We start from the raw sequence: 25,714 nt of genomic DNA on the forward strand, positions 1-25,714 counted from the left end.
CGCATTTATTGCGCCCGATTTACGCGAAATACACTGCAAATCGATTACGAAGCGACTGTAAGAAGTTGCAGTATCGATTGTTTCATTTCCTCTGATAATTTACCGCCGGTCATTCGGAGTGGTTCTCATGAGGCAAATAGTTTCAACGAGCAACGGATCTCTCGATAGTCGAGCCCGGATCGTCGCATTCCCGTTCGCGGGCGGCAGCGACGCGAGCTACGCGGACATGGCCCGCGCACTTGGCGGCGCGTTCGCTTTCACGACGCTCAGCCTGCCCGGTCGCGGCGCGACCCAGCACATTCCGTTCTACGACGACTGGCCGTCTCTCGTCGACGATCTCGCCGCCGAGGTCGCGCGGCTCGACGACGGCACGCCCTTCTTCCTGTTCGGCCACAGCCTCGGCGCGCTGCTCGCCTACGAAGTCGCGCGCGCGCTCGAGCAACGCGGCGGCGCGCAGCCGGCCGGCGTCTTTCTGTCGGGCCATCCCGCGCCCTCGCGCGAGCGCGCAACCGACGCATGGCGTCAACCGACGCATGCGCTGCCCGACACCGCGTTCATCGAAGCCGTGCGACGCTGGGGCTTCTTCCCGGACGGCGCGCTCGACGATGCCGACGTCGCCCGCTACGTTCTTCCGCCGCTGCGGGCGGACCTCCGGCTCGCCGAAACCTACCGGCACGCCCCCGGCGACGCGCTGCGCGCGCCGTGCGCGATCTACGGCGGCGCGGCCGATCCGAGCACGACCATCGACGATCTGCGCGCGTGGCGCGCGCACGTCGGCTCACAGCATGCGTGCCCGGTCGAGACGTTCGACGGCCATCATTTCTATTTTCTGGAGCCGACATCGCGCGCGGCGCTGTGCGCGAGCGTCGCCGGCCATATCGAGCGACGGCTCGCGGAGCGCCCCGCGTCGATCGTCGCGGCGACGCCCGATCCGGGCTCGCGCGTCGCCGCGTGCCTGCGCGCGGCCGACGATTGGGGCGATGCGCATTCGGTGCTCGCCGCGATCCGCGAGCACGTCGCGCGCACCCCCGATGCGCTCGCGCTGAAGGACGGCGAACGCACGTGGACGTACCGGCAACTCGCATCGCATGCGGGCGAGCTCGCCGACGCGTTTCGCGCGGCGGGCGTCGGCCGGCAGGATGTGGTCGGCGTCTTTCTGCCGCACGGCGCCGAGTATGTGCTGACGATCGTCGCCGCATGGTCGATCGGCGCGTCGGTATGCCTGCTCGAAAAGAGCTGGCCCGATTCGCTCGTCGGCGAATTCGTCGCGAGCTGCCGCGTCGCGCAGTTCGCGACGACGCCCGAGTTGCTCGCGCGCGCGGCCAAACATCTGCCCGATGCGCGCTGCACGCTCGTCGGCGCGCGCCCGCCGCTCGCGGACCGCGCATGGGCGAGCGTCGCGCCGCGCCCCGACGACATCGCGTTCGTCTCGTTGACGAGCGGCTCGACGGGCAAGCCGAAGGCCGTCCTCACGACGCACATCGGCACGAGCTACTGCTTCCACGCGCGCGACGCGCTGTACCCGTACGCCGACGGCGAGCGCGAAGGGCTCAACGTGTTTCTCGCGTGGGAATGCCTGCGCCCGCTGATGTTCGGCCGCCCGGCCGTCGTGATCGGCGACGACGTGATCTTCGATCCGCCCCGGCTCGTCGCGCTGCTGCGTCGCGAGCGGATCACGCGGCTCGTCGTCACGCCGTCGCTGCTCGAAAGCGTGCTCGATTTCCCCGGCGTCGCCGCGCAACTGCGCGACGCGCTCGCGCACATGTCCGCGTGGTTCCTGATGGGCGAAGTCATGCCGCCGCGCGTCGTCGACAAGGCGCGCGCCGCGTTCCCGCCATCGGTGCGGCTCGTCAACGCGTACAGCACGTGGGAAAGCCTCGACGTCTGCTACGCCGATCTGCTGCCGTCGCGCGCGAGCGACGGCAGCAGGCGCGTGCCGATCGGCCGGCCGCTGCCCGGCTGCGCGCTCGCGGTGCTCGACGATGCGGGACGCGCCGTGCCGGCGGGCGAGACGGGCGAACTGCACATCGCGTCACCCGGCCTCGGTCCCGGCTATCTCGACGATGCGGCGCGCACCGCCGAGAAATTCCTGCCGTCCGCGCCCGCGCTCGCCGAACGCGGGCACGACGCGCCCGTCTACCGGACGGGCGACCGCGCGCGGCTGCTGCCGGACGGCCAGATCTCGATCCTCGGCCGCATCGACAACACGGTGAAGATCCGCGGCTTCAAGGTGCTGCTGCACGCGGTCGAGAACGTGCTCGACGCGGTCGAAGGCGTCAGCAAATCGCTCGTCGTGCCGATCGACGATCCGCACACGCGGCAGCCGTCGGCGCTCGCCGCGTACGTCGTCGGCAGCGACGGCGCGCCGTCGGAGACGACGCTCGCGCGGCTGCGCCAGCAAGCGCGCGCGAAGCTGCCCGAATACGCGGTGCCCGCGCATTTCATCGGCCTCGATGCGTTTGCGCTGCGCGCGGGCACGTCGCGCAAGCTCGACAAGCAGGCGCTGCCGCCCGTGCCGAGCGACGCGCGAACCGCCCCTCGCGACGCCGCCGCCCCAAGCGCGGGCGACGGGCTCGAAGCGCGGCTCGCGCAAGTGTGGCGCGACGTGCTCGGCGTCGCGTCGGTCGCGCGCGACGATCACTTCTTCGAGCTCGGCGGCAACTCGCTGAGCGCCGCGAAGGCGGTCGGCCTGCTCGGCGAGCGGCTCGGGCTCTCGCTCGCGGTCGTCGATCTGTATCAGCACAGCCGGCTGCGGGATCTCGCCGATCACTGCCGCCGCTCGCGGGAGGACGCCGCGCGCCCGCGCGCGGACGAAGCGCGCGACGTTCGCGCGCCGCGCGCGGCATCGGCCGCCGATGCGCCGAAGGTCGCGATCGTCGGCATGGCCGGCCGCTTCCCGGGCGCGGACTCGGTCGACGCGTTCTGGCGCAACCTGACGCAAGGCGTCGACAGCCTGTCGCGCTTCGCGCGCGAGCAGTTGCTCGCGAAGGGCGTCGACGCCGCGACGCTCGATCATCCGGACTGGGTGCCGGCCGCGCAGGCCGTCAGCGACGCGGACAAGTTCGACGCGCTCTTCTTCGGCATCGGCCCGCGCGAAGCGGCGCTGATGGACCCGCAGCACCGGCTCTTCATGCAAGTCGCGTGGAGCGCGCTCGAGCAGGCGGGCTACGCGCGCGCCGACAACCGCTACCGCACGCGCACCGGCGTGTTCGCGAGCTGCGGAATCGACGGCTATCTCGTCCATCATCTGCAAGGCGGCGGGCTGCTCACGCCGCTCGATCCGGGCCGGCTGATGCTCACCGAGATCGGCAACGAGAAGGACTACATCGCGACGCGCGTCGCGTATCAGCTCGATCTCGGCGGGCCCGCGGTGTCGGTCGGCGCCGCATGCAGCAGCGCGCTCGTCGCGGTCGTGCAGGCGGTGCAGGCGATTCGCGCCGGCCAGTGCGAGATGGCGATCGCGGGCGCGTCCGCGCTGTCGTTCCCGAACTTCGGCTTCTGCTATGAGGACGGCCTCGTCGGCAGCGCCGACGGCCACGTGCGCCCGTTCGACGCGCGCGCGAGCGGCACGCTGTTCGGCGACGCGGTCGGCGCGGTCGCGCTCAAGCGGCTCGACCTCGCCGAAGCCGACGGCGATCCGATCCTCGCGGTGATCTCGGGCGTCGGGCTGTCGAACGACGGCCGGATGAAGGCGGGCTACACCGCGCCGAACGCGGACGCGCAGCGGCGCTGCATCGTCGACGCGCTCGACATGGCGGGCGTGCGCTCCGAGCAGATCTCGTACGTCGAGTGCCACGCAACCGCGACGCTGATCGGCGACGCGATCGAGCTGAAGGGGCTCTCCGACGCATTCGCGCAAACGCGCGGCGCCGGTGCCGACATCGCCGCCGTCGCGGGCGGCTGTGCGATCGGCAGCGTGAAAGGCAACATCGGTCATGCGAATTGCGCGGCCGGCATCACGGGGCTCATCAAGACCGTGCTGCAGCTCCAGCACCGGCAGCGCGTGCCGACCGTGCATTTCGACACGCTCAATCCGAAGCTCGTGCCGTTCGTCGAGCACGATGCGTCGCCGTTCGTCGTGCAGCGCCGGATCGACGACTGGAGCGTCGCCGATCCGGCGACGCAATTGCCGCGGCGCGCCGGCGTATCGAGCTTCGGGATCGGCGGCACGAACGCGCACGTGATCGTCGAGGAAGCGCCCGCGCGCGCCGCCGCACCCGCCGAAGGCGTGCCGCGCGCGCATCACCTGATGACCGTGTCCGCACGCACGCCCGGCGCGCTCGCGCGCAACCTGCGAGCGCTCGCCGAGCAAGTCGCGACGATGGATGCGGCCGATCTCGGATGCGCGGCCCATACGCTGCACGTCGCGCGCGACGCGCATCCGCTGCGGGTCGCGCTCGCCGTGCCCGCGCGGCCCGCCGAAGCGGCCGCCGCGCTGCGCGAGCGCGCCGGCGCGCTCGATGAAGCGCCCGACGCAGGCGACGCGCCCGGCGCGCCCGTTCGCGCCAAACCCGGCGCGACCGTCGCGTTCTGCTTCTCCGGCCAAGGCTCGCAGCATCCGGGCATGGCGCGCGAGCTGTATCGGTCGAACGCGGAGGCCGGCCGCTTCCGCCATCACTTCGACGCCGCGTGCGCGGCGCTCGAGCGCGCGCTCGGCGCGCCGATCGCGGACACGATCCTGAACGCCGGCGACGATGCGATGCGCCGCCCGCTCGTCACGCAATGCGGGCTGTTCGCGCTCGAGCACGCGCTCGCGTCGGTGCTCGGCGAATACGGCGTGCGGCCCGTCGCGGTCGCGGGGCACAGTATCGGCCAGTATGCGGCCGCCGTCGCCGCCGAGGCGCTCACGCTCGAGCAGGCGGCCGCGCTCGTCGCGGCCCGCGCGCGCGCGACCGAGGCGCTGACGGCGCTCGCGGCCGGCGACGGCGCGCATGTGCGCGGCGGCATGCTCGCCGTGACGGGCGACGACGCGCGCATCGAGCAGTGGGCGGCCGGGCGCGCCGACATGTGGATCGCCGTGCGCAACGCGCCGCGCACGCTCGTGCTCGCGGGCACGGAACCCGCGCTCGCCGACGCCGCGCGCGCGCTCGCCGCGCTCGGTTGCCGGTGCCGGCCGGTGCCGGTGTCACATCCGTTCCATACGCCGCTGATGCAGCCCGTCGCCGACGCGATCGCCGCGCAGCGCATCGAGGGCGCCGCGCCGCGGATTCCGATGACGTGCAATGTGACGGGCGGCTGGCTCGGCGCCGACGCCGCATCGGCCGACTATTGGGCGCGCCATCTGCGCGAGCCGGTACGCTGGTCGGACAACGTGGCCGCGCTGCTGCGCTGGCAGCCCGACATCGTGCTCGAAATCGGTCCGGGCGCCGTGCTGTGCGGCCTGATCGGCAGGCATCTCGCGGCCGGGGCGAGTGCCGATGCATCGGCGCACGCGAACGCGCCGCGCGTGCTGCCGTCGCTGCCCGCCGCGCGCGACGGCGCGGGCGACGCCGATCACTTCAGCAACGTGATCGGCCAATTGTGGTGCGCGGGCGTGGCGATCGACTGGCGCGCGTATCACGCGCACGAAGCGGCGTCGCCCGGCCGCGCGCTCGCGCGCGTGCCGCTGCCCGGCTATGCGTTCGAGCGCGACAGCTACTGGACGCGGCCCGAGGCGTCGATCTATGTCGATGCGGCGCCGGCTGCGGCCGAATCCGAGATCTCGGCAAACCGTGCGGAAAACCACGCAGCAAACCGCGCGAGCGTCCCCGCCGACGCCGCCGGCATCACGCCAAACGACGCGCCGGCAACGCCCCGCGCGCACGCGGCGTCGACGCTCGCGTGTTCCGGCGGATGCTCGTGCGCCGCCGGATCGCGGTCATGCAACGGCGGACATGACGCCACGGCCGCCGCCCGCATCGCCGCGCCGCCGCCTCCCGCGTCGCGCTGGCTCGCGCGGCTCAGGCCGCGCCGCCGGCCGCGCATGAAGCTGTACTGCTTCCCGTATGCGGGCGGCAGTAGCCGCAGCTTCGACGGCTGGGCGCGCACCGCGCCTGACTGGCTCGACCTCGTCGCGATCGAATGGCCCGGCCGCAACGCGCGCGCCGAGGAATCGCCCGCGCGCGACGACGCCGACGACCTCGCCGCGCGCGACGCGATCGCCGCCGCGATCGTCGCGGATGCGGGCGAACTGCCCGTCGCGTTCTGCGGGCTGAGCTACGGCGGCGCGGCCGCGACCGAACTGCTGGCCGGACCGCTGCGCGCATGGGCGGCGAGCGGCCGCGTGAAGGGGCTCGCCGTCGTCGGGCGCGCGCCTCTCCTCGAGCAGCCGGCAATCGACGCGCCCGCCGACAGCTTCCTGCTCGTCCCCGACGCGCTGCGCGACGATCCGCTGTGGCAGGAAATCTTCCGGCCGGTGCTCGAAGCCGATCTCGACGCCGACACGCGCACCGCGCACCGGATCGCGCGGCGCTGGCGCGACGGCGAGCGGCGGCCGCTGCTGGCGACGCCGCTGCAGATTCACGGCGGCGACGACGATCCGGCGTTCGACTGGCGGCTCGCCGGAGACTGGGCGCGGATCTCGTCCGCGCCGCTCGCGGGCCTGCACGCGTACCCGGGCGGCCATGACTTCATGATGCGATGCGAGGCCGAGATCGTCGCGCGCGTGGCCGCGTGGCTGCGGCCGCAGCGCGCCGCGCGAACGGTGGCGCCCGCGCCGATGTTCGCGCTGCATTGGCAGCCGCGTGCGATCGCGCCGGACTCGGCCATCGCCGCCGTTGCTTCGCGGCTCGATGCTCCAGGCGCGGCTGCCGGCGAAGCGCCGTCGCCCGAATGCGCGGTGTACGCGACGGGCGGCGAGGCCGGCGCGCTCGAATGGCTCGCGCCGCGCCTGCGCGCGAGCGACGGCCATGCGGCGCTGCTCTGCATCGGCGCGGCCGACGATCCGCTCGGCGTCGCGCAATGCGCGGGCTTCGTCAGGCTATGGCAGGCGCTCGCCGCGCGCGAGTGCACCGGCACGCTGACGCTCGTGCTGCCGGCCGGCGCGGCAAGCGGCCCGCTCGTCGGCGCGGCGCGCGTCGCGAGCGCCGAGCACGCGGCGCTGCGCGTGCGGCTCGTGCTCGCCGACGATCACCCGGACCTTGCGCCGCGCGAAGCAGATCCGCGTTGGGCCGCCGGGCTCGCACGCGACGCCGCGCGCTGCGGCGGCGAGCCGTGGCTGCTGCACCGCGCCGGCCGGATGTTCGCGCCGCGCCTGATGCCGCACGCGGCGCCCGCGTTGCCCGAAGGCGCGCTCGGCGCGGCGGGCGGCCCGTATCTCGTCACCGGCGCGGCGGGCGGCGTCGGCCGCGCGCTCATCGACTGGCTGATCGACGAGCAGCAGGTGCCGCCGGAGAAGATCGTCGCGCTGTGTCGCGACGCCGCATCCGCGCCGCGCGGCGTGCGCGCCGTCGCCGTCGATCTCGCCGATGAACGCGCGCTCGACGCCGCGCTCGAATCGATCGACGAAGTCGAAGGCATATTCCATCTCGCGGGCACGCTCGACGACGGCGTCATCGCGAATCTCGACGACGCGCGGCTGCGCCGCGTGCTCGCGCCGAAGCAAAGCCTCGCCGCGCTGCTCGCGCACGCGCCGCGCTGGCGCACGCGCTGGGCGGTGGCGTTCTCGTCGACGAGCGCGCTGCTCGGCGTGCCCGGCCAGGCGAATTACGCGGCCGCGAACGCGTGGCTCGATCAGCTCGCGTGCTGGCCCGCGCGGCCCGGCGAGCCGCCCGTACTGAGCATCCAGTGGGGCAGTTGGGCCGATGTCGGCATGAGCGCGCGCAACGGCCGGGCGCTGCGTCGCGCGATGCAGGACGGCGAACGCCCGCTCGCGCCCGATGCCGCGTTCGCCGCGCTCGGCGCGCTGCTCGCCGGCGTGCTCGGCGGCGCGACGGCGGGACGCCAGTTCGCGGTCTGCGACGTCGACTGGCCGCGCTCGCCGTGGCGCGACGCACCGATTGCCGCCGACATCGCGCGCGGCGATGCGGCGGGCGCCGCGACGGCGCACGACACGGCGGCGGCGCACGACGCGCCGAACGCGCCGAACGCGGCAAACACGGCACGCGCGGCAACTGCGGCGAACGGAGCGGGCCGCGCGAACGGCACGACCGCGATGTCGCACACATCCGCATCCGGCAACGAGGCCGTCATCCGCGCCGACGATGGCTCGGACTCCGCACGATCGATACAACCCGAACCCGCGCGACCCGCCGCGGCTGGCCCCGAGGCGCCCGCCGCGCAGGCGGCGCGCCCCGCCAGCATGCGCGACCCCGTCCGCGCGTTTCTCGAAGACTACGTGAGCCGCTGGGACGAGCGGCTCGATCTCGCGACGCTCGGGCTCGATTCGCTCGATCTCGCGCAGATGCGCAACGGCTTTTTCAAGAAATTCGGCGTGCAGATCCCGCTTTCGACGCTCGCGTCGCCGACGCTGAAGATCGGCGAGCTGGCCCGCCGAATGCGGAACGTCGCCGGCATCGCGGACGAGTAGATCCGCCCTTCCCGTCACCCGCGCATTCCGACGCGGCCGCAAAGAAGAGGTCCGCCGGGTGCTCCCGCCCGGCGCACGAACTCAGTCAAGGAGAGCAGCATGACGATCACCCTCATCGAACCTGTCCAGCAGCGCACGGGCATCTACCCGTCGTCCGACCTGAAGGTCGAGGACGGCTATCCGTCGTCCGACACGTTTCAGATCATCCAGACGCAGGACGGCCGCGGTGCGGGCGTGCGCGTGCTGAAAACGTTCGCGCGCGGGCGGCGCATGGCGCGCGTATCCGGACAGATCACCGCGTTCTGCCGGTTGCACACCCTGCAGATCAACGCGCACACGCACCTGTACGACCCGCATTTCAGCGGGCTGCTGCTGCATTCGTGCGATCCGAACGTGCGCCTCGACATGGCGGGCTTCGAGCTCTGGTCGCTGCGCGACATCGCGGCGGGCGAGATGCTGACGATGGACTACGCATCGACCGAGGACGTGCTGATGCGCCAGTTCGAATGCCACTGCGGCGCGCCGAACTGCCGGCGCTGGATCACGGGCGCGAAGGAGCTGCCGAACGATATCGGGCAGGCGCTCCTCGCCGGATTGCGGGCCGCCGCGCTCGCGTGACGAAATCGCGGGGCGCACGGACGGCGGCCCCCCCTTCGGCGAACGTCGTTCGGCCCCCGGGACGCGCGGAGATCGGCATTCCGCGCTCCGTCTCACACGGTCGGCCGCGACGCGTTCCGGCCGGCGCGAACGGTCGACGCCGCGCGAGGACGACGAATGCGAAGGCGTGCTCGGCGTCCGCGCCGGCCACGGCGCCGGCAAGCGCGGCATCGGCGACGGACGTTGCGGCATACGCGCCGGCAAGGATCGCGACAGCGCTCGACGATTCAACGCTCGGCGGCTGTGTGCGCGCGGCGGCGCCGGGCCGGCGTCGATAGCGCCGGTGACGTCGGAATCGGGCCGGGCTTCGGCTTCGGCTTCGGCAGCATCCCGTATCCGGACCGCCGTCGCCCTCGCCGAGCCATTGCGATGCGCGACGCAACGCAATGCCGCCGCTCCGATCACGCGCGCCGACCACCGCAGGCCGCCGGCGCGCGCGATCGCGCATCGCCCCGCCCGCTTCATCAACGCATGGAGAAACGCGCTATGGATAGCTTCATCGAACTGCAAGAAAACGACCGGCGCCAGGTGCCCGTGCGCGGCCGCGCGTATCTCGCCGGCGCAGACAGCCCGCTCGTGCCGGTGACGATTCCGGTCGCGAACGATCTGGCGCTCAAGCTCGCGCACGCGGCCGACACGCCCGCCGAAGCCGCCGCGCGCTGCCGCGACGCGATCGACGCGCGCCTGCCCGACACCGGCGCGCTGCTGTTCCGCGGGCTGCCGATCGCGGATCGCGCGGGCTTCGACACGTTCATGCACGCGCTCGGCTACGCGCCGCACAGCTACGACGGCGGTATCGCGGTGCGCGCGCGCGACGCGGGCTACGCGCTCGTCGCGAGCCAGGAAGACCCGCGCATCACGATGGCGCCGCACAACGAGATGGCGTATCTGCCGAATCCGCCGCGCAAGGTGTTCTTCTTCTGCGCGGCGGCCGCCGACGAGGGCGGCGAGGTGCCGATCAACGACATCCGGCTCACGGCCGCGCAGATCCCCGACGAGATCCTCGCGAAGTTCGAGCGCAAGCGGATCGGCTATCACCGCTACCTGCCGCGCGACTCGACGCCGACGCAGATCGGCTGGACGGACACGTTCGGCGTGCGCGAGCGCGACGCGGCCGATGCGCTGATGCGCGACAAGGGCTACGCGCACCGCTGGCTCGACGACGACGGCCTCGTCTACGGCTACGTGCACGACGCGTTCCTCGACGATCCGGCGGGCGGCGCGCCGCTGTGGTTCAACCAGGTGACGGAGCTGCACGCGTCGTACTGGCGCAGCCATCCGCTCTTCCCGTCCGACTGGGACGACGCGCGCTACCCGGCGACGACGACCTACGGCGACGGCGAGCCGATCGACCCCGAACTCGTCACGAAGCTGCGCGCGGCGCTGTGGCGCACGTCGCGCGCGGTCGCGATGCGCCCGGGCGACGTGCTCGTGCTCGACAACGTCTACGTGCAGCACGGCCGCTTCGCGTTCTCCGGGCCGCGCCTGCATCTCGTCAGCCTGACCGACTGAGGCATCACATGGCACACCGAAACGATTCCCTTCTGACGAGCGCGCAGCAGGACGCGCGGCATCTGCTGCACCCGTGGGCCGACCTGACCGCGCTCGGCCGCGAGACGCCGACCGTCATCGTCGACGCGCAAGGCACGCGCGTGACCGACGCCGAAGGCCGCACGTATCTCGACGCGATCGGCGGCATGTGGTGCGTGACCGTCGGCTACGGCCGGCGCGAGATCGCGGACGCGATCCGCGACCAGGCGCTGCGCATGCCGTTCTACACGCCGTTCGGCGCGATGACGAACGCGCCCGCCGCCGCGCTCGGCGCGCGGCTCGCCGAGCGCGCGCCCGGCGATCTGAAGCGCGTGCATCTGACCACCTGCGGCTCGACCGCGGTCGAATCGGCGCTGCGTTTCGCGCACTACTACTTCGGCGCGACGGGCCGCCCGCACAAGCGCCACATCGTCACGCGCGGCGACGCGTACCACGGCAGCACGTATCTCGCCGCGTCGGTGTCCGGCAAGGCGTGGGACCGCACGTGCTTTCACTACGACAGCACGATCGTCCATCACCTGTCGTCGCCGAACCCGTACCGGCGGCCGGCCGGCATGAGCGTCGCCGCGTTCTGCGCGTCGCTCGTCGACGAATTCGACGCGCTGATCGCAAAGCTCGGCGCGGACCGGATCGCCTGCTTCATCGCCGAGCCGATCCTCGCGTCGGGCGGCGTGATCGTGCCGCCGCCCGGTTATCTCGCCGCGATGCGCGAGCGCTGCCGCCGGCACGACATCCTGTACATCTCCGACGAAGTCGTCACGGGCTTCGGCCGCGTCGGCCATTTCTTCGCGTCGCAGGCGCACTTCGGCATCGAGCCCGACATGATCGTCGTCGCGAAGGGACTCACGTCCGGCTACCAGCCGCTCGGCGCGGTGCTGATCTCGGAGCGGCTCGTCGAGGCGGTGTCCGGCGAGCGCGCGTACGGCAACGGCGTGTTCACGAACGGCTTCACCTATTCGGGCCATCCGGTCGCGTGCGCGGCGGCGCTCGCGAACATCGAGCTGATGGAGCGCGAGCGGATCTGCGAGCACGTGCGCGACGTCGGCCCGTACTTCATTCGCCGGCTCGACGCGCTGCGGCGCTTTCCCATCGTCGGCGACGTGCGCGGCGACCACCTGATGGCGTGCATCGAATGCACGAGCGGCGCGGGCGCGACGGGCGCGCTACCGACGCCCGCGGACATCGCGATCGCGCAGCGCGTCGATCGCCATTGCGAGGAGATGGGCCTGCTCGTGCGGCCCTACGAGAGCATGTGCATCCTGTCGCCGCCCCTCACCGTGACCCGCGCCGACATCGATGAAATCTGCGAGATTCTCGCGGCCGCGCTCGAGCGCACGCAGCGCGAGCTCGCGGAACGCGCCCCCGTTCGCGAGGAAAACGAAACATGCTGATTAACGGCCTTTGCATCGAAGGAAGCGGCGAGCCGCTGTCGATCGTCGATCCGGCGACGGGCGAGCCGCTCGCATCGCCCGCCGCCGCGAGCGCGGCCGATGTCGAACGCGCGGTCGCGGCCGCCGAAGCCGCGTTCCCCGCATGGCGCGCGACGACGCCGGCCACGCGCGCGAGCCTGCTGCTCGCGCTCGCCGACGAAATCGAGCGGCACGCGCACGCGCTCGCGCAAATCGAAAGCCGCAACACCGGCAAGCCGCTGCATCTCGTCGTGCAGGACGAGATGCCCGCCGTCGCCGACTGTTTCCGCTTCTACGCGGGTGCTGCGCGCACCGCGAGCGGGCCGTCCGCGGGCGAATACGTCGAGGGCCACACGAGCATGGTCCGCCGCGATCCCGTCGGCGTGGTCGCGCAAATCGCGCCGTGGAACTACCCGCTGATGATGGCCGCATGGAAACTCGCGCCGGCGCTCGCGGCCGGCAACACGATCGTGTTCAAGCCGTCGGAATGGACGCCGCTGTCGATCGTCGCGCTCGAAGCCGCGCTCGCGCGCATCTTTCCGGCGGGCGTCGTCAACGTCGTGCTCGGCGACGGCGCGAACGTCGGCCGCGCGCTCGCGACGCATCCGCGCGTGCGGATGATTTCGCTGACGGGCTCGGTCGAGGCCGGCAAGTCCGTGCTCGCCGCGGCGGCCAGAAACCTGAAGCGCACGCATCTGGAGCTCGGCGGCAAGGCGCCCGTGCTCGTGTTCGACGACGCCGACCTCGACGCGGCCGTCGCCGGCATCCGCTACGCGGGCTTCTACAACGCCGGGCAGGACTGCACGGCGGCCACGCGAATCTACGCGCAGCGCGGCGTCTATGACGCGCTCGCGCAGCGGCTCGCCGATGCGGCGAGCACGCTGCGCATCGGCCCGCCCGATCGCGCGGACGCCGAGATGGGGCCGCTCGTCAGCGCCGCGCATCGCGCGCGCGTCGACCGTTTCGTGCGGGAAGCGGCCGCGCTGCCGCATGCGAGCGTGCTCACGGGCGGCGCGCCGCTTCCCGGCCCCGGCTGCTACTACGCGCCGACCGTCATCGCCGGCGTGCGCCACGACGACGCGCCGATGCGCCGCGAAGCGTTCGGCCCGGTCGTCACGCTGACGCCGTTCGACACCGAATCGCAAGCGCTCAGGTGGGCGAACGATTCGGAATACGGGCTGGCTTCGTCGGTATGGACGCGCGACGCGGCGCGCGGCATGCGGCTCGCCGCGTGCATCGAGGCGGGCGTCACGTGGGTGAACGCGCATTTCACCTACACGGCCGACATGCCGCACGGCGGGACCAAGCAGTCCGGCTACGGCTCCGATCTGTCGACGCTCGGCCTCGCCGACTACACGCAGCCGCGCCACGTGATGTGGCGGCATTGACGCGCGCGGCGCGCCGTGCGGCGCGCGCTTTCTCGAACCCGACACAGACAATTCCCATGACCGCATCCCCTCCTTCCCGCGAACTCGCCACGGCCGTCGAGGCGGCCGTCCTGTCGCTTGCCGGCGACGTCGCCGGCTGCACGTTCGACGCGTCGGCCGCGGAGCGCCCGCTGCACGCGCTCGGCTTCGATTCGGTTCAGTACGTCGAATTGTCCGGATGCCTGAACGAATACTACGGGCTCGATCTCGCGCCGACGCTGTTCTTCGACGTGCATGCGCCGCGCCGAATCGCCGCGCACCTGCTCGCGCGGCATCCGCTGGAGGTCGCGCGCAAGCATGGCGTCGCGTCCGGCGATGAATCGGATGCGCTCGCGCGCGCCGGCGCGGCTTCGGACGGCGGTCGCGAGCGCACCGGCGCGCGCGACGAAACCGCCGCCCACGAACGCGAATCGGCCGGCGACATCGCGATCGTCGGCATGGCCGGCATCTTCCCGCAATCGGCCGATCTCGACGCATTCTGGCGGCATCTCGCCGCGGGCGACGATCTGATCGCCGAAGCGCCGGCCTCGCGCTGGGACTGGCGCGCGGCCGACGGCGAGTCCGCCTCGCGCTGGGGCGGCTTCATTCCGCGAATCGAGTATTTCGACGCCGCGTTCTTCGGCATCTCGCCGCGCGAGGCCGAGCAGATGGACCCGCAGCAGCGCCTGCTGATGCAGACCGCGTGGGCCGCGCTCGAAGACGCGGCGGTCCGCCCGTCCGACCTGATGGGCAGCGACACTGCGGTGTTCGTCGGCGTCAGCACGTCCGACTATCTCGACCTGCTGCCGGGCGCGGACGGCCATCTCGCGGTCGGCAACGCGCACGCGATGCTGCCGAACCGGCTGTCGCACCTGCTCGGCGCGCACGGGCCGAGCGAGGCCGTCGATACCGCGTGCTCGAGTTCGCTCGTCGCGCTGCACCGCGCGGTGTGCGCGCTGCGGCGCGGCGAAAGCGGCGTCGCGATCGTCGGCGGCGTCAACGTGATGCTGACGACGCGGCTGCACCGCGCGCTCGCCGCGGCCGGCATGCTGAGCCCCGACGGGCGTTGCAAGACGTTCGACGCGGCGGCGAACGGCTACGTGCGCGGCGAGGGCATCGCGGCGCTCGTGCTGATGCCGCTCGAGCGCGCGCGCGCGGGCGGGCATCCGGTGCACGCGGTGATCAAGGGCAGCGCGGTCAATCACGGCGGCCGCGCGGCGTTCCTGACCGCGCCGGACATCAATGCGCAAGCCGCGCTGATCGAGGCCGCGTATCGCGACGCGGGCGTCGACCCCGCCACCGTTTCGTACATCGAAGCGCACGGCACCGGCACGTCGCTGGGCGATCCGATCGAAGTGCAGGCGCTGCGCCAGGGCTTCGACGCATGCGCGCGCGCGCGCGGGCATGCCGATGCGCCCGCGCCGGCGCGCTGCGGCCTCGGCTCGGTCAAGACCAATATCGGACATCTCGAAGCGGCGGCGGGCCTCGCGGGCGTCGTCAAGGTCGTGCTCGCGATGAACCGGCGAATGCTGCCGCCGAGCCTGCATTGCCGCGAGCTGAATCCGTATCTGAAGCTCGACGGCAGCCGCTACCACGTCGTCACGGAACCTGTGCCGTGGCCGGGCGATGCAACGCCGACGCCGCTTCGCGCGGGCGTCAGCTCGTTCGGCTTCGGCGGATCGAACGCGCATGTCGTGCTGCAGTCCGCGGACGCTCGGCCGAATGATCGGCCGAGCGCGCCCCGGCCGCCGATCGCGCACGAGCAGGCCGAAGCCGGCGCGGCCGATGCCGCCGGCCCGCTCGCGTGGTTCATCCCGTTGTCGGCGCGCACCGACACCGCGTTGCGGGCGCGCGCCGCGCAGCTCGCGTGCTGGCTCGACGCCGAGCGGGCCGACGACGCGTGGCTGCCCGCGCTCGCCAAAACGCTGTCGATCGGCCGCGAACCGATGGCGTGCCGCTTCGGCGTGACCTGCGCGTCGCTCGACTCGCTGCGCGCGCAACTCGCGGTCGCGCTGAACGGCCCCGCCGCATCGCTCGCGCGCGACGACGCTCGCCTGCAGCCGCATGCGAACGCGCACGCCGCGTGGCTCGCGGGCGGGGCCGATCCGCTGCCCGTCGCCTGGGACGAAGCGACGCCGCGCCTGCGATTGCCCGTCTATCCGTTCGAAGGCGAGCGGCACTGGCCAACCGATGCAGTGCCGCCGGCGCGCTTCACGCTCGCGCCCGAAGGCGACGGCGCGTACCGGATGCACGTCGCGCCCGACGCGCCGCTCGTCGCCGACCATCGGCTCGGCGGCGAGCCCGTGCTCGCGGCCGCCGCGCAGATCGTGATCGCGTGGCGCGCGTTCGAAGCGGACGCGAACGCAGCGGACTCGAGCCGCGCAAGCGAGGCCGGTGAGCCAAGTCAGCCGGATGAACGGAATGAACCGAACGGTTCGAGCCGCGCGATCGGTTCGAAGGGGTCGAATCCTGCCGGCGCTGCGATCGATTCGACCGACGCCGGCGGCTCGCGCGTTTCATCTAATACCGCCGATGCGAACGCCGCGACGCAAATCACGCTGCGCGACATCGAATGGCTTGCGCCGATCGCGATCGGCGCGCCGGCCGATCTGCACGTCACGCTCGCGCGTGAAGAACGCAGCAACGCCAACGAAGACCGCCGCGGCAACGCGCATCGCCGCGAAATCGGCAACGCCGCGCGATTCGCGATCGCCGTCGCCCCGGCCATCGATGCGCCGCTCGGCCGCGGATACGCGGCGCGAATCGCGCGCGCGCCGACGAACGCGCCCGCGCTCGACGTCGATGCGATCCGCGCGCGCTGCACGCAGCCGATCGCGGCCGATGCGTGCTATGACGCGTTCGCCGCGATCGGCATCGGCTACGGCCCGACCTTTCGCCCGCTGCGCGCGATCGCGGTAGGCCGCGACGAAGCGTTCGCCGAATTCGATCCATCGGCGCTCGCGCGCACGACGGGCGACGCACGCATCGTCGCGCTGCTCGACGGCGCATTCCAGGCGATCGCGGGCCTTCAGCTCGCGGACGCAGGGCGTCTGGAAGGCGGCCTGCTGCCCGCGTCGCTCGCCCGCATCGAATTCACGGGACCGCTCGCGGACAGCACCCATGCATGGATTCGCGAGGCGCCGGGCGAGACCGGCCGCCGCACGTTCGACATCGATCTCGTGACCGCGCGCGGCGTGCCGTGCGCGTCGCTGCGCGGCCTCGCGCTCGCGTCCGGACGCGGCGGCGCGTCGCGCGAAGCGCCGCGCGTCGCGACGCCGGGCGACCATCTGCTCGCGCCGCAATGGCTGCCGTGCACGGCGAACGCACCGAGCGCGGCAACGCCGCCGCAGCGCGCCGGCGCGCCGGCCATACTGGGCGGCACGCCGGCCCAGCGCGCCGCGCTCGCGGCGACGCTCGCGACGCCGCCGCGCCTGATCGACGACATCGCTGAACTCAATGCGCATGTCGACCACCTGGTGTGGCTGCCGCCCGCGCCGGCGCATGCGCATGCGCCGCTCGCGCGCTGCGCCGGCCTCGACGGCTTCCGTCTTGTCAAGCGGCTGCTCGCGCTCGGCGCGGGCGAACGCGCCTTCGAGCTGACGGTGCTGACCGTCCGCTCGTGGACGATGCCGGGCGACGCGCCCGCCTTCCCCGCGCATGCGGATCTCGCGGGGCTGTGCGGCTCCCTCGCGAACGAATACCCGCACTGGCGCGTGCGACTCATCGATCTGTCCGACGCCGATGCGCTGCCCGCCGACTGGCGCACGCAAGACACCGAAGGCGGCCATCCGCTGCTGCACCGGCACGGCCAATGGTTCGCGCGCCGGCTCGTGCCGCTCGCCGCGTTGCCGTCGCCCGCGACGCCGCCGTACCGGCCGGGCGGCGTCTATGTCGCGATCGGCGGCGCGGGCGGTCTCGGCCGCGTGTGGACCGGGCACGCGATCCGCGCATGCGGCGCGCAAGTCGTGTGGATCGGACGCCGCCCGCTCGACGCGCAGATCGATGCGCACTGCGACGCGCTGGCCGAGTTCGGCCCGCGCCCGTCGTACCTGAGCGCCGACGCGAGCGACGTCGACAGCCTGCGCGACGCGCGCGACGCGGTGCTCGCGCGTTTCGGCCGGATCGACGGCGTCGTGCACACGGCGATCGTGCTGCAGGACGGCGGCCTCGCGCAGCTCGACGAAGCGCAGTTCAGCGCGGCGCTGAACGCGCAGGTCGCGACGACCGCGAACCTCGCGCGCGTGTTCGGCGGCGATTCTCTCGACTTCATCCTGTTCTTCTCGTCACTGCAAAGCGCGTTCGTCGCGGCGGGCCAGAGCAATTACGCGGCGGGCTGCACGTTCCGCGACGCGTTCGCCGACTGGTTGCGCACGCAGCTCCGATGCGTGGTCAAGGTCGTGAGCTGGGGCTACTGGGGGCAAACGGGGGTCGTCGCATCCGAGCCGTATCGCAAGCGGATGGCCGCGCTCGGCATCGGGTCGATCGAGCCGGCGGCGGCGATGGCTGTCGTCGATGCGCTGCTCGCCGCGCGCGTCGATCAGGTCGGCTATCTGAAGACGACCGCGCGCGCCGCGGTGCCCACGCTCGCGCCCGCGCTCGCCGCGCGCATCGCGCCGCATACGAGCGCGCTCGCCGGCAAGCCGCCGCCGCGCATCGACGAAACGGGCGCGAGCGCGGCATGGAACGACGCGCTCGCGGCGCTCGATCGCGCGATCGCACGCCGGCTGTTCGCGGAGCTCGGCGCGCTGCGCGCATTCGGCGAACGCGACGTAGCGGACGACGGCGCGCTCGGCAGCGTCGCGACCGGAAGCGATGCGCGCGGCAAGCGCTCGTCGGGCGAGCGCACGTTCGAGCCCGCATCGTTCGACATCGACGCCGCGCTGCGCTCGGGCCGCATCGCCCCCGCGTATCGGCGCTGGCTCGCGCATGCGCTGGCGCTGATCGCGCAACACGGCCACCTCGACTGGGACGGCCGCGCGGGCCGCCTCGCCGAAGCGCCGCCGCCGCTGGACGCGGCGCGCGCCGAATGGGCGCATGCGCGCGCGCAGCTCGATCGAACGGCGCTGCTCGACGCGCACCTCGCGCTCGCCGACGCGACGCTCGACGCGCTGCCCGCGATCCTGCAAGGCAGCGTGCCCGCGACGTCGATCCTGTTCCCGGACGGCGACCTGAGCCGCGTCGAAGCCGTCTACCGGCGCAACGAGCAGGCGGACCGCTGCAACCGCGCGCTCGCCGATGCGGTGCTGCATCTCGTCGGCGGCGCGTCGTCCGCGCAACCGGCGGCGCTCGCGGAAATCGGCGCGGGCACGGGCGGCACGACGGTGCCGCTCCTCGCGGCGCTCGACGCGAGCGGCGCGCGGCTTGCCCATTACGACTTCACCGACATCTCGAAGGCGTTCCTGCTGAACGCCGAGCAAACGTTCGGCCGCGGCCGCGACACACTGCGCTACCGGCTGTTCGACGTCGAGCGGCCGGTTGCCGGGCAGGCGCTCGATGCCGGCGGCTACGACATCGTGATCGCGACGAACGTGCTGCACGCGACGCAGGACATCAGCGTGACGCTGCGCAACGCGAAGGCGCTGCTGAAGACGGGCGGCCATCTGATCGTCAACGAGCTGCTCGGCACGCACGGCTTCGCGCACGCGACGTTCGGCCTGCTGCCCGGTTGGTGGCGGCATCGCGACAGCGCGCGCCGGCTGCCCGGCAGCCCGCTGCTGTCGCGCGACGGCTGGATGCGCGCGCTGCGCGAAGCCGGCTTCGCGGTGCCCGACGGCGATTCGGCCGGCGCGGCGGCGGCCGCGGGTCAGGGCGTGATCGTCGCGGTCAGCGACGGCGTGATCGTTCAGCCGGCGATCGCCGATGCCGGCCACGCGGCGCACGCGAACGCCGATGCGCAGGCAAGCGCCGCCCGGCCGGCCTCGTTCGCCGCATCGGCCGCACCCGCGCGCGCCGCTTCGTCGATCGCCGCCGCATCATCCGGCGCCGAGCTGCGCGAGCGCTGCGTGCAATGGCTCGCGCAGCTCGTCGCGCGGACGCTGAAGATGCCCGCCGGCAGGCTCGCGCCCGATCAACCGCTCGGCAGCTACGGCGTCGATTCGATTCTCGTGATCGGCCTCACGAAGACGCTGCGCGAAACGTTCGGCGTCGCGCTGTCGAACGCGACGCTGTTCGAGCACGCGACGCTGAGCGCGCTCGCCGATTTCTTCGTCGCCGAGCATCGCGCCGCGTGCGAGCGCGTGCTCGGCGGCGACGCGGTCGCCGCCTCCGCCGCCTCCTCCGCGTCGGCCGCATCTGCATCGGCGATCCCGAATCAGGCTGCCTCCAACCCGCTCACATCGCACGCGCCGATGCCGATGGCGCTGGCGACGCGAGCGACGCCTCCGGCATCACCCGCATCGCCCGCAACCGCAACCGCCGCCGACACCGCCATCGCCGTCATCGGCATGTCCGGCCGCTACGCGCAGGCGGACAACCTGCGCGAGTTCTGGGCGAATCTCCGCGCGGGCCGCCACTGCATCACCGAAGTGCCCGCCGAGCGATGGGACTGGCGCACGCACTTCGATGCGGAAAAAGGCGCGCCGGGCCGAACGTACAGCCGCTGGGGCGGCTTCCTGAAGCAGATCGACCGCTTCGACGCCGCGTTCTTCCGGATCGCGCCGAGCGACGCGGAGCACATCGATCCGCAAGGCCGCCTGTTCCTCGAGGAAGCGTGGTCCGCGATCGAAGACGCCGGCTACACGCCGGCGACGCTCAGCGCGAACCGCCAGGTCGGCGTGTTCGTCGGCGTGATGAACGGCGACTACCCGACGGGCGCGCAGTTCTGGAGCATCGCGAACCGCGTGTCGCACGCGCTCGATCTGCACGGGCCGAGCCTCGCCGTCGACACCGCGTGCTCGTCGTCGCTGACCGCGATCCATCTCGCGCTCGACAGCCTGCGCAGCGGCACCTGCGACTGCGCGCTCGCGGGCGGCGTCAATCTCATTCAGAGTCCGAAGCATCTGGTCGGGCTGTCGTCGCTGACGATGCTCTCGGCGGGCGACGCGTGCCGCGCGTTCGGCGCGGGTGCGGACGGCTTCGTCGACGGCGAGGGCGTCGGCGTGCTCGTGCTCAAGCCGCTGTCGCGCGCGCTCGCCGACGGCGACGCGATCCACGGCATCATCCGCGGCAGCATGATCAACGCGGGCGGCAAGACGCACGGCCTCACGGTGCCGAACCCGCGCGCGCAGCAGGCGGTCGTCGCCGCGGCGCTCGCGCGAAGCGGCGTGCCCGCGCGCGCGGTCGGCTACGTCGAGGCGCACGGCACCGGCACCGCGCTCGGCGATCCGATCGAGCTCACGGGCCTCACGCGCGCGTTCGCCGAAGCAACCGGCGATCGCGGCTTCTGCGCGCTCGGCTCGGTCAAGTCGAACATCGGCCATTGCGAGAGCGCGGCGGGCGTCGCGGGCGTAACGAAGGTGCTGCTGCAGATGAAGCATCGCGAGCTCGTGCCGACGCTGCATGCGGACGAACCGAATCCCGACCTCGATTTCGCGTGCTCGCCGTTCGTGCTGCAACGCGCGCTCGCGCCGTGGCCGAAACCGGATCTCGACGGATGGCCGCGCATCGCGGGCGTGTCGTCGTTCGGCGCGGGCGGCGCGAACGCGCATGTCGTGCTCGAAGAGTTCGTCGACACGCGCGTCGCCGCCCCCGACGATCGCGCCGGCCCCGCGATCGTCGTGCTGTCCGCCGCGACCGACGACGCACTGCGCCGCCGCGCGCGGCAATTGCACGCCGCGCTCGCCGACGGCGAAATCGACGACGAACGCCTGCACGATCTCGCGTACACGCTGCAGATCGGCCGCGATGCGATGGCTTCGCGCTTCGGCTGCGTCGTGGGGACCGTCGCCGAACTGCAAGCGGCGCTCGCCGCGTTCGTCGAAGGCGACGCATCGCGCGGCTGGCACGCGCACCGGCTCGCCGCCGATCGCCACGGCCTCGCCGAGCTCGACGCCGATCCCGAGCTGCGCGCGTCGCTCGTCGAGCAATGCATCGCGGCCGGCAAGCTCGACAGGCTCGCGGCGCTCTGGTGCCAGGGGCTCGGCGTCGATTGGCCCGCGCTGCATCGCGGCCACGCGCGCCGGCGCGTGCATCTGCCGACCTATCCGTTCGACGGCCCGCGCCATTGGCTGCGCGACGACGCGACGCCCGCCACCGAGCCCGCGCGCGCGCCGGCCGATATCGCGGACAGCCACGCCGCGCCGCCGATGCGCGGCGCAAGCGCCGGCGCGCCGAACGTATCGACGCCCGACGTCGCGGCGCTCGTTCGCCGAACGGTCGCGCAGGTGCTCGGCTATCCGGATGTCGACATGAACGAATCGTTCCTGTCGCTCGGCGGCGATTCGATCCGCGCGGCGCGCGCGCATCGGATGCTGCAACGGTCGCTCGACGTGAAGATTCCGCTCAGCCTGATGCTGGAGGCGAAGACGCTCGCCGAATGCGCGCGCGCGATCGATGCGCTGCCGCCGGCGGAACCGCCGAGCGCGGCCGGCACGCCGGCGGCGGGCGCGCCCCCCGCCGAGCCGCGAGCGCCCCGCGCATCGGCCTTCGCGCCGCGCGACGCCCGCCCGCGCGTGCACACGCTGTCGTCGAACCAGCGGCAGTTCTTTTTCCTCGACCGCCTGAATCCCGCGAATCCGGCGTTCAACCTGCCGGGCGCGCTGCGCGTGCGCGGCGAATGGCATGCCGATGCGCTCGCGGCCGCGTATCAGGCGCTCGTCGATACGCACGACGTGCTGCGCACCCGCTTCGTCGTACGCGGCGGCGAACCGTGCGCGGAAGTCGCGCCGCGCCGCGCGGCCGCGATCCGCCATCACGATCTGTCGGCGCTGCTGCCGAAGCACCAGGCCGCGCGCATCGCCGAATGCCTGACCGGATCGAGCCGCGAAGGCTTCGCGCTGGAACAGGGCGAGCCGAGCCGGCTGACCGTGCTCGAACTGCGCGACGACGACCACGTGATTCTGCTGAACCTGCATCACATCGTCGGCGACGCCGTGTCCGTCGTCGTGCTGCTCGACGTGCTCGCGCGCGCCGCGCTGACAGGCCGCGCGAGCGCGCCGAACCGTGCGCAGCCGCAATACGCGCAATGGGCGGCGGCAGAGCGCGATGCATTGCCGGCGACGGTCGAGCGCGAACTGCCGTACTGGCTCGAGCGCCTGCGCGACGTGCCCCCGCCGCTGCCGCTGCCGTGCGACCGCGCGCGGCCGCCCGTGCCGAGCTATCGCGGGCGCAGCGTGCCGCTCGCGTTCCCGTCCGCGCTCACCGCGCAGCTCGACGCGTACTGCAAGGCGCACGGGCTGTCGCGCTTCGTCGTGATGCTCGCCGCGTTCAAGGTCGCGCTGCGCGTGCTGTCGGGCCGCGACGACATTGTCGTCGGTAGCCCGTACGCGAACCGCGCCGACGACGACACGGCCGACATGATCGGCAGCCTCGCGTACGCGCTCGTGCTGCGCACGCGGCTTGGCGAAGCCGAGACCTTCGCCGACGCGGCCACGCTCGTGAGGCGCACCGTGCATGGCGCGTTCGATCATCTCGGCGTGCCGTATCCCCGGCTCGTCGAGGCGCTGAATCCCGCACGCCACGGCGGCGCGAATCCGCTCTACCAGATCATGTTCAACGTGATCCCGATGCCGGCGCTGCCCGACGGCGTCGAGCCCGTCGAAGTCGATTCCGGCTGGCTCGATTACGATCTGTTCGTGCGGCTGCGCGCCTCGGGCAGCGCGATCGAGGGCGTGCTGCAATTCAGCGCCGACCTCTTCGATCGCTCGACGGCCGAAGCGATCGCCACGTACTACGTCGAGCTGCTGCACACGCTGCTCGCGCATCCGTCGCTGCCGCTCGCGGGCCTCGCGCCGCCGCCCGAGCTCGCGCTCGAACGGACGATCGCCGACGCAATGCCGCCGCTGCGCATCGAAATCGCATCGACGTTCACCGATCGCCCGCTCGCCGGCACGCTGCGCTACTGGGGCGTCGCGACCGGTCAGCCGATCGAGCCCAATTTCGCGCCATACGGGCAGCTGTTCCAGACGCTTTACGATCCGTCGACGCCATTCCATGCGAATCGGCACGGCACGAACGTCGTGCTCGTCAGGCCGCGCGACTGGCTGCGCTTCGGCCAAGCCGATGCGAACGCCGAGACCACCGACACCGCGGCAGACGCGGCGGCCGCGCAAATCGCGCTTCACGCCGAAGAACTCGCCGACGCGCTCGCCGGCGCCGCACCGTCGCTCGCCGTGCCGGTACTCGTGCTGGTGCTGCCGGATGACGCGTCGTCGCTGGCGGCGCACGGCGAACACGGCGGCGAACGGGATGGCGAACCCGCGATCGACTCGTCGCTCGCCCCGTACCGCACGCTCGCCGCCGCGCTCGCGGATCTGCCGTCGGTGACGGTCGCGCACTGGCGCGACGTCGCCGCGATCTATCCGGTCGCCGACGTGTTCGATCCGCACGCGGATGCGGCGGGCCACGTGCCGTTCACGAGCGAGTACTACGCGGCGCTCGCGAGCTACATCGCGCGCACCGCGTTCCAGCACGCGTCGGTGCCGCTAGACGACGCATGGAACCGGCTCGCCGCGCAGATCCGGGACGACGCCGAGCACCTGCTCGCCGCACCCGCCGACGGCGCGCGCGCGCGCCGCGCGCCATACGCGCCGCCGGCCAACGAAGCGCAGGCGACGCTCGCGCCGATCTTCGCGGCCGCGCTGAAGCTCGCCGATCTCGGCATCGACGATAACTTCTTCGACTGCGGCGGCCACTCGATTCTCGCGATCGGCGTCGTCTATCAGATCAACGAAGCATTCGGCACGTCGCTTTCGGTCGCGGACATCTTCATGGCGCCGACCGTGCGCCGGCTCGCCGAGCGGATGCGCGACGCGCCGGACGGCCCCGAGTACGTCGACCTCGCGAGCGCGGCCGTGCTGCCCGACGATATCGCGCCGCTGCCCGGGCCCGTCGCCGGCACGCCGCGCGCGCTGCTGCTGACGGGCGCGACGGGCTTCGTCGGCCGCCACCTGCTGCGCGAGCTGATCGACCGCACCGATGCGACGATCCACTGCCTCGTGCGCGCGCCGGACGCCGCGCAGGGCCTCGCGCGGATTCGCGCGACGCTCGAGCGCTGGTCGCTGTGGCGCGACGGCGACGACGCGCGCGTGATCGCGGTGCCGGGCGATCTCGGCCGCCCGCGGATCGGCCTCTCCGAGCCCGATCGCGCGCGGCTCGTCGCCGAGGTCGACGCGATCTATCACAACGGCACCAGCATGAACCATCTCGAATCGTTCGAGATGGCGCGCGCCGCGAACGTCGGCGGCGTGATCGAGCTGCTGCGGATCGCAACCGAAGGCCGGCCGAAGACATTCAACTACGTGTCGACGCTCGCGGTGTTCAGCATGCGCGAACGCACAGGCACGCACGTATTCGACGAGTCCGCGCCGATCGACGATGAACGGCACCCGTCCGACCAGGGCTACACGACGAGCAAATGGGCCGGCGAACAGTTGACGCATCTGGCCGCCGCGCGCGGCGTGCCGTGCAACGTGTTCCGTCTCGGCCTCGTGACGGGCGACGTGCGGCACGGCCGTTACGACGAACTTCAGGCGTACTACCGGCTGCTGAAGAGCTGCATCCTGATGGGCGCGGCATTCGACGATTTTCGCTACGACCTCGTGATCACGCCCGTCGACTACGTCGCGCGCGCGCTCGCGCATCTCGGCGCGAAGCATCCGCAAGGCGGCCGCGTGTTTCATCTGTCGACGATGCAGGTCACGCCGATGCGCACGGTGTTCGAGATGATGAACGCGCATCTGCCCACGCCGATGCGCATGCTCACTCACCGCGCATGGATCGACGAGCTGCGCGTGCGCTACCGGCGCGGCGACGTGCAATCGATCGTGCCCGTCGTGCAATGGATGATGAACATGAGCGACGCGGAGCTCGTGAAGCTCGCGCGCGAACGCGAGGAAACGACGTTCATCTACGACTGCACGGCGACGCACCGCGAGCTCGAGGAAGCCGGCATCGTCGTGCCCGTGTTCGACGACGCGCTGCTGCAGCGCTATTTGCGCGGCATGTTCGACGAAGACGCGGACCTGCGCGCGCTCGCCGCCCAGCCGGACGGCGGCGAGCGCGCTTCTCCCCTTCACTCCCACATGTGA

General features: G+C 72.5%; 6 protein-coding genes. All 6 read left to right on the forward strand.

Annotated elements, in window-relative coordinates; genetic code table 11:
- Window positions 1-127: 127 nt before the first annotated feature.
- The gene (locus BTH_RS10680) at window positions 128-8,506 is read left to right on the forward strand and encodes a type I polyketide synthase (protein WP_011401503.1); all 8,379 of its coding nucleotides are present in this window, start codon (window positions 128-130) and stop codon (window positions 8,504-8,506) included.
- A 99-nt stretch (window positions 8,507-8,605) separates the two neighbouring features.
- Window positions 8,606-9,124, forward strand: coding sequence for an SET domain-containing protein-lysine N-methyltransferase (locus BTH_RS10685; protein WP_009894046.1), 519 nt, complete (start codon window positions 8,606-8,608; stop codon window positions 9,122-9,124).
- A 525-nt stretch (window positions 9,125-9,649) separates the two neighbouring features.
- Window positions 9,650-10,675, forward strand: coding sequence for a TauD/TfdA family dioxygenase (locus tag BTH_RS10690; protein WP_009894047.1), 1,026 nt, complete (start codon window positions 9,650-9,652; stop codon window positions 10,673-10,675).
- Window positions 10,676-10,683: 8 nt separating this feature from the next.
- Complete coding sequence (locus BTH_RS10695; protein WP_009894048.1) at window positions 10,684-12,105, forward strand: aminotransferase; 1,422 nt, start codon at window positions 10,684-10,686, stop codon at window positions 12,103-12,105.
- Window positions 12,099-13,511, forward strand: coding sequence for a gamma-aminobutyraldehyde dehydrogenase (locus BTH_RS10700; protein WP_009894049.1), 1,413 nt, complete (start codon window positions 12,099-12,101; stop codon window positions 13,509-13,511). Before BTH_RS10695 ends, BTH_RS10700 begins: the two co-directional genes overlap by 7 nt.
- Before the next feature lie 56 nt (window positions 13,512-13,567).
- Window positions 13,568-25,714: a thioester reductase domain-containing protein gene (locus tag BTH_RS10705; RefSeq protein ID WP_009894051.1), complete on the forward strand. Its 12,147-nt coding sequence runs from the start codon at window positions 13,568-13,570 to the stop codon at window positions 25,712-25,714.

It is taken from the genome of Burkholderia thailandensis E264 (assembly GCF_000012365.1).
GTDB classification, from domain to species: domain Bacteria; phylum Pseudomonadota; class Gammaproteobacteria; order Burkholderiales; family Burkholderiaceae; genus Burkholderia; species Burkholderia thailandensis.

Bases quoted from the DNA above. Each gene is read 5' to 3' on its own strand.
- BTH_RS10680 (WP_011401503.1), top strand. From the start codon at position 128: ATGAGGCAAATAGTTTCAACGAGCAACGGATCTCTCGATAGTCGAGCC.
- BTH_RS10685 (WP_009894046.1), top strand. From the start codon at position 8,606: ATGACGATCACCCTCATCGAACCTGTCCAGCAGCGCACGGGCATCTAC.
- BTH_RS10690 (WP_009894047.1), top strand. From the start codon at position 9,650: ATGGATAGCTTCATCGAACTGCAAGAAAACGACCGGCGCCAGGTGCCC.
- BTH_RS10695 (WP_009894048.1), top strand. From the start codon at position 10,684: ATGGCACACCGAAACGATTCCCTTCTGACGAGCGCGCAGCAGGACGCG.
- BTH_RS10700 (WP_009894049.1), top strand. From the start codon at position 12,099: ATGCTGATTAACGGCCTTTGCATCGAAGGAAGCGGCGAGCCGCTGTCG.
- BTH_RS10705 (WP_009894051.1), top strand. From the start codon at position 13,568: ATGACCGCATCCCCTCCTTCCCGCGAACTCGCCACGGCCGTCGAGGCG.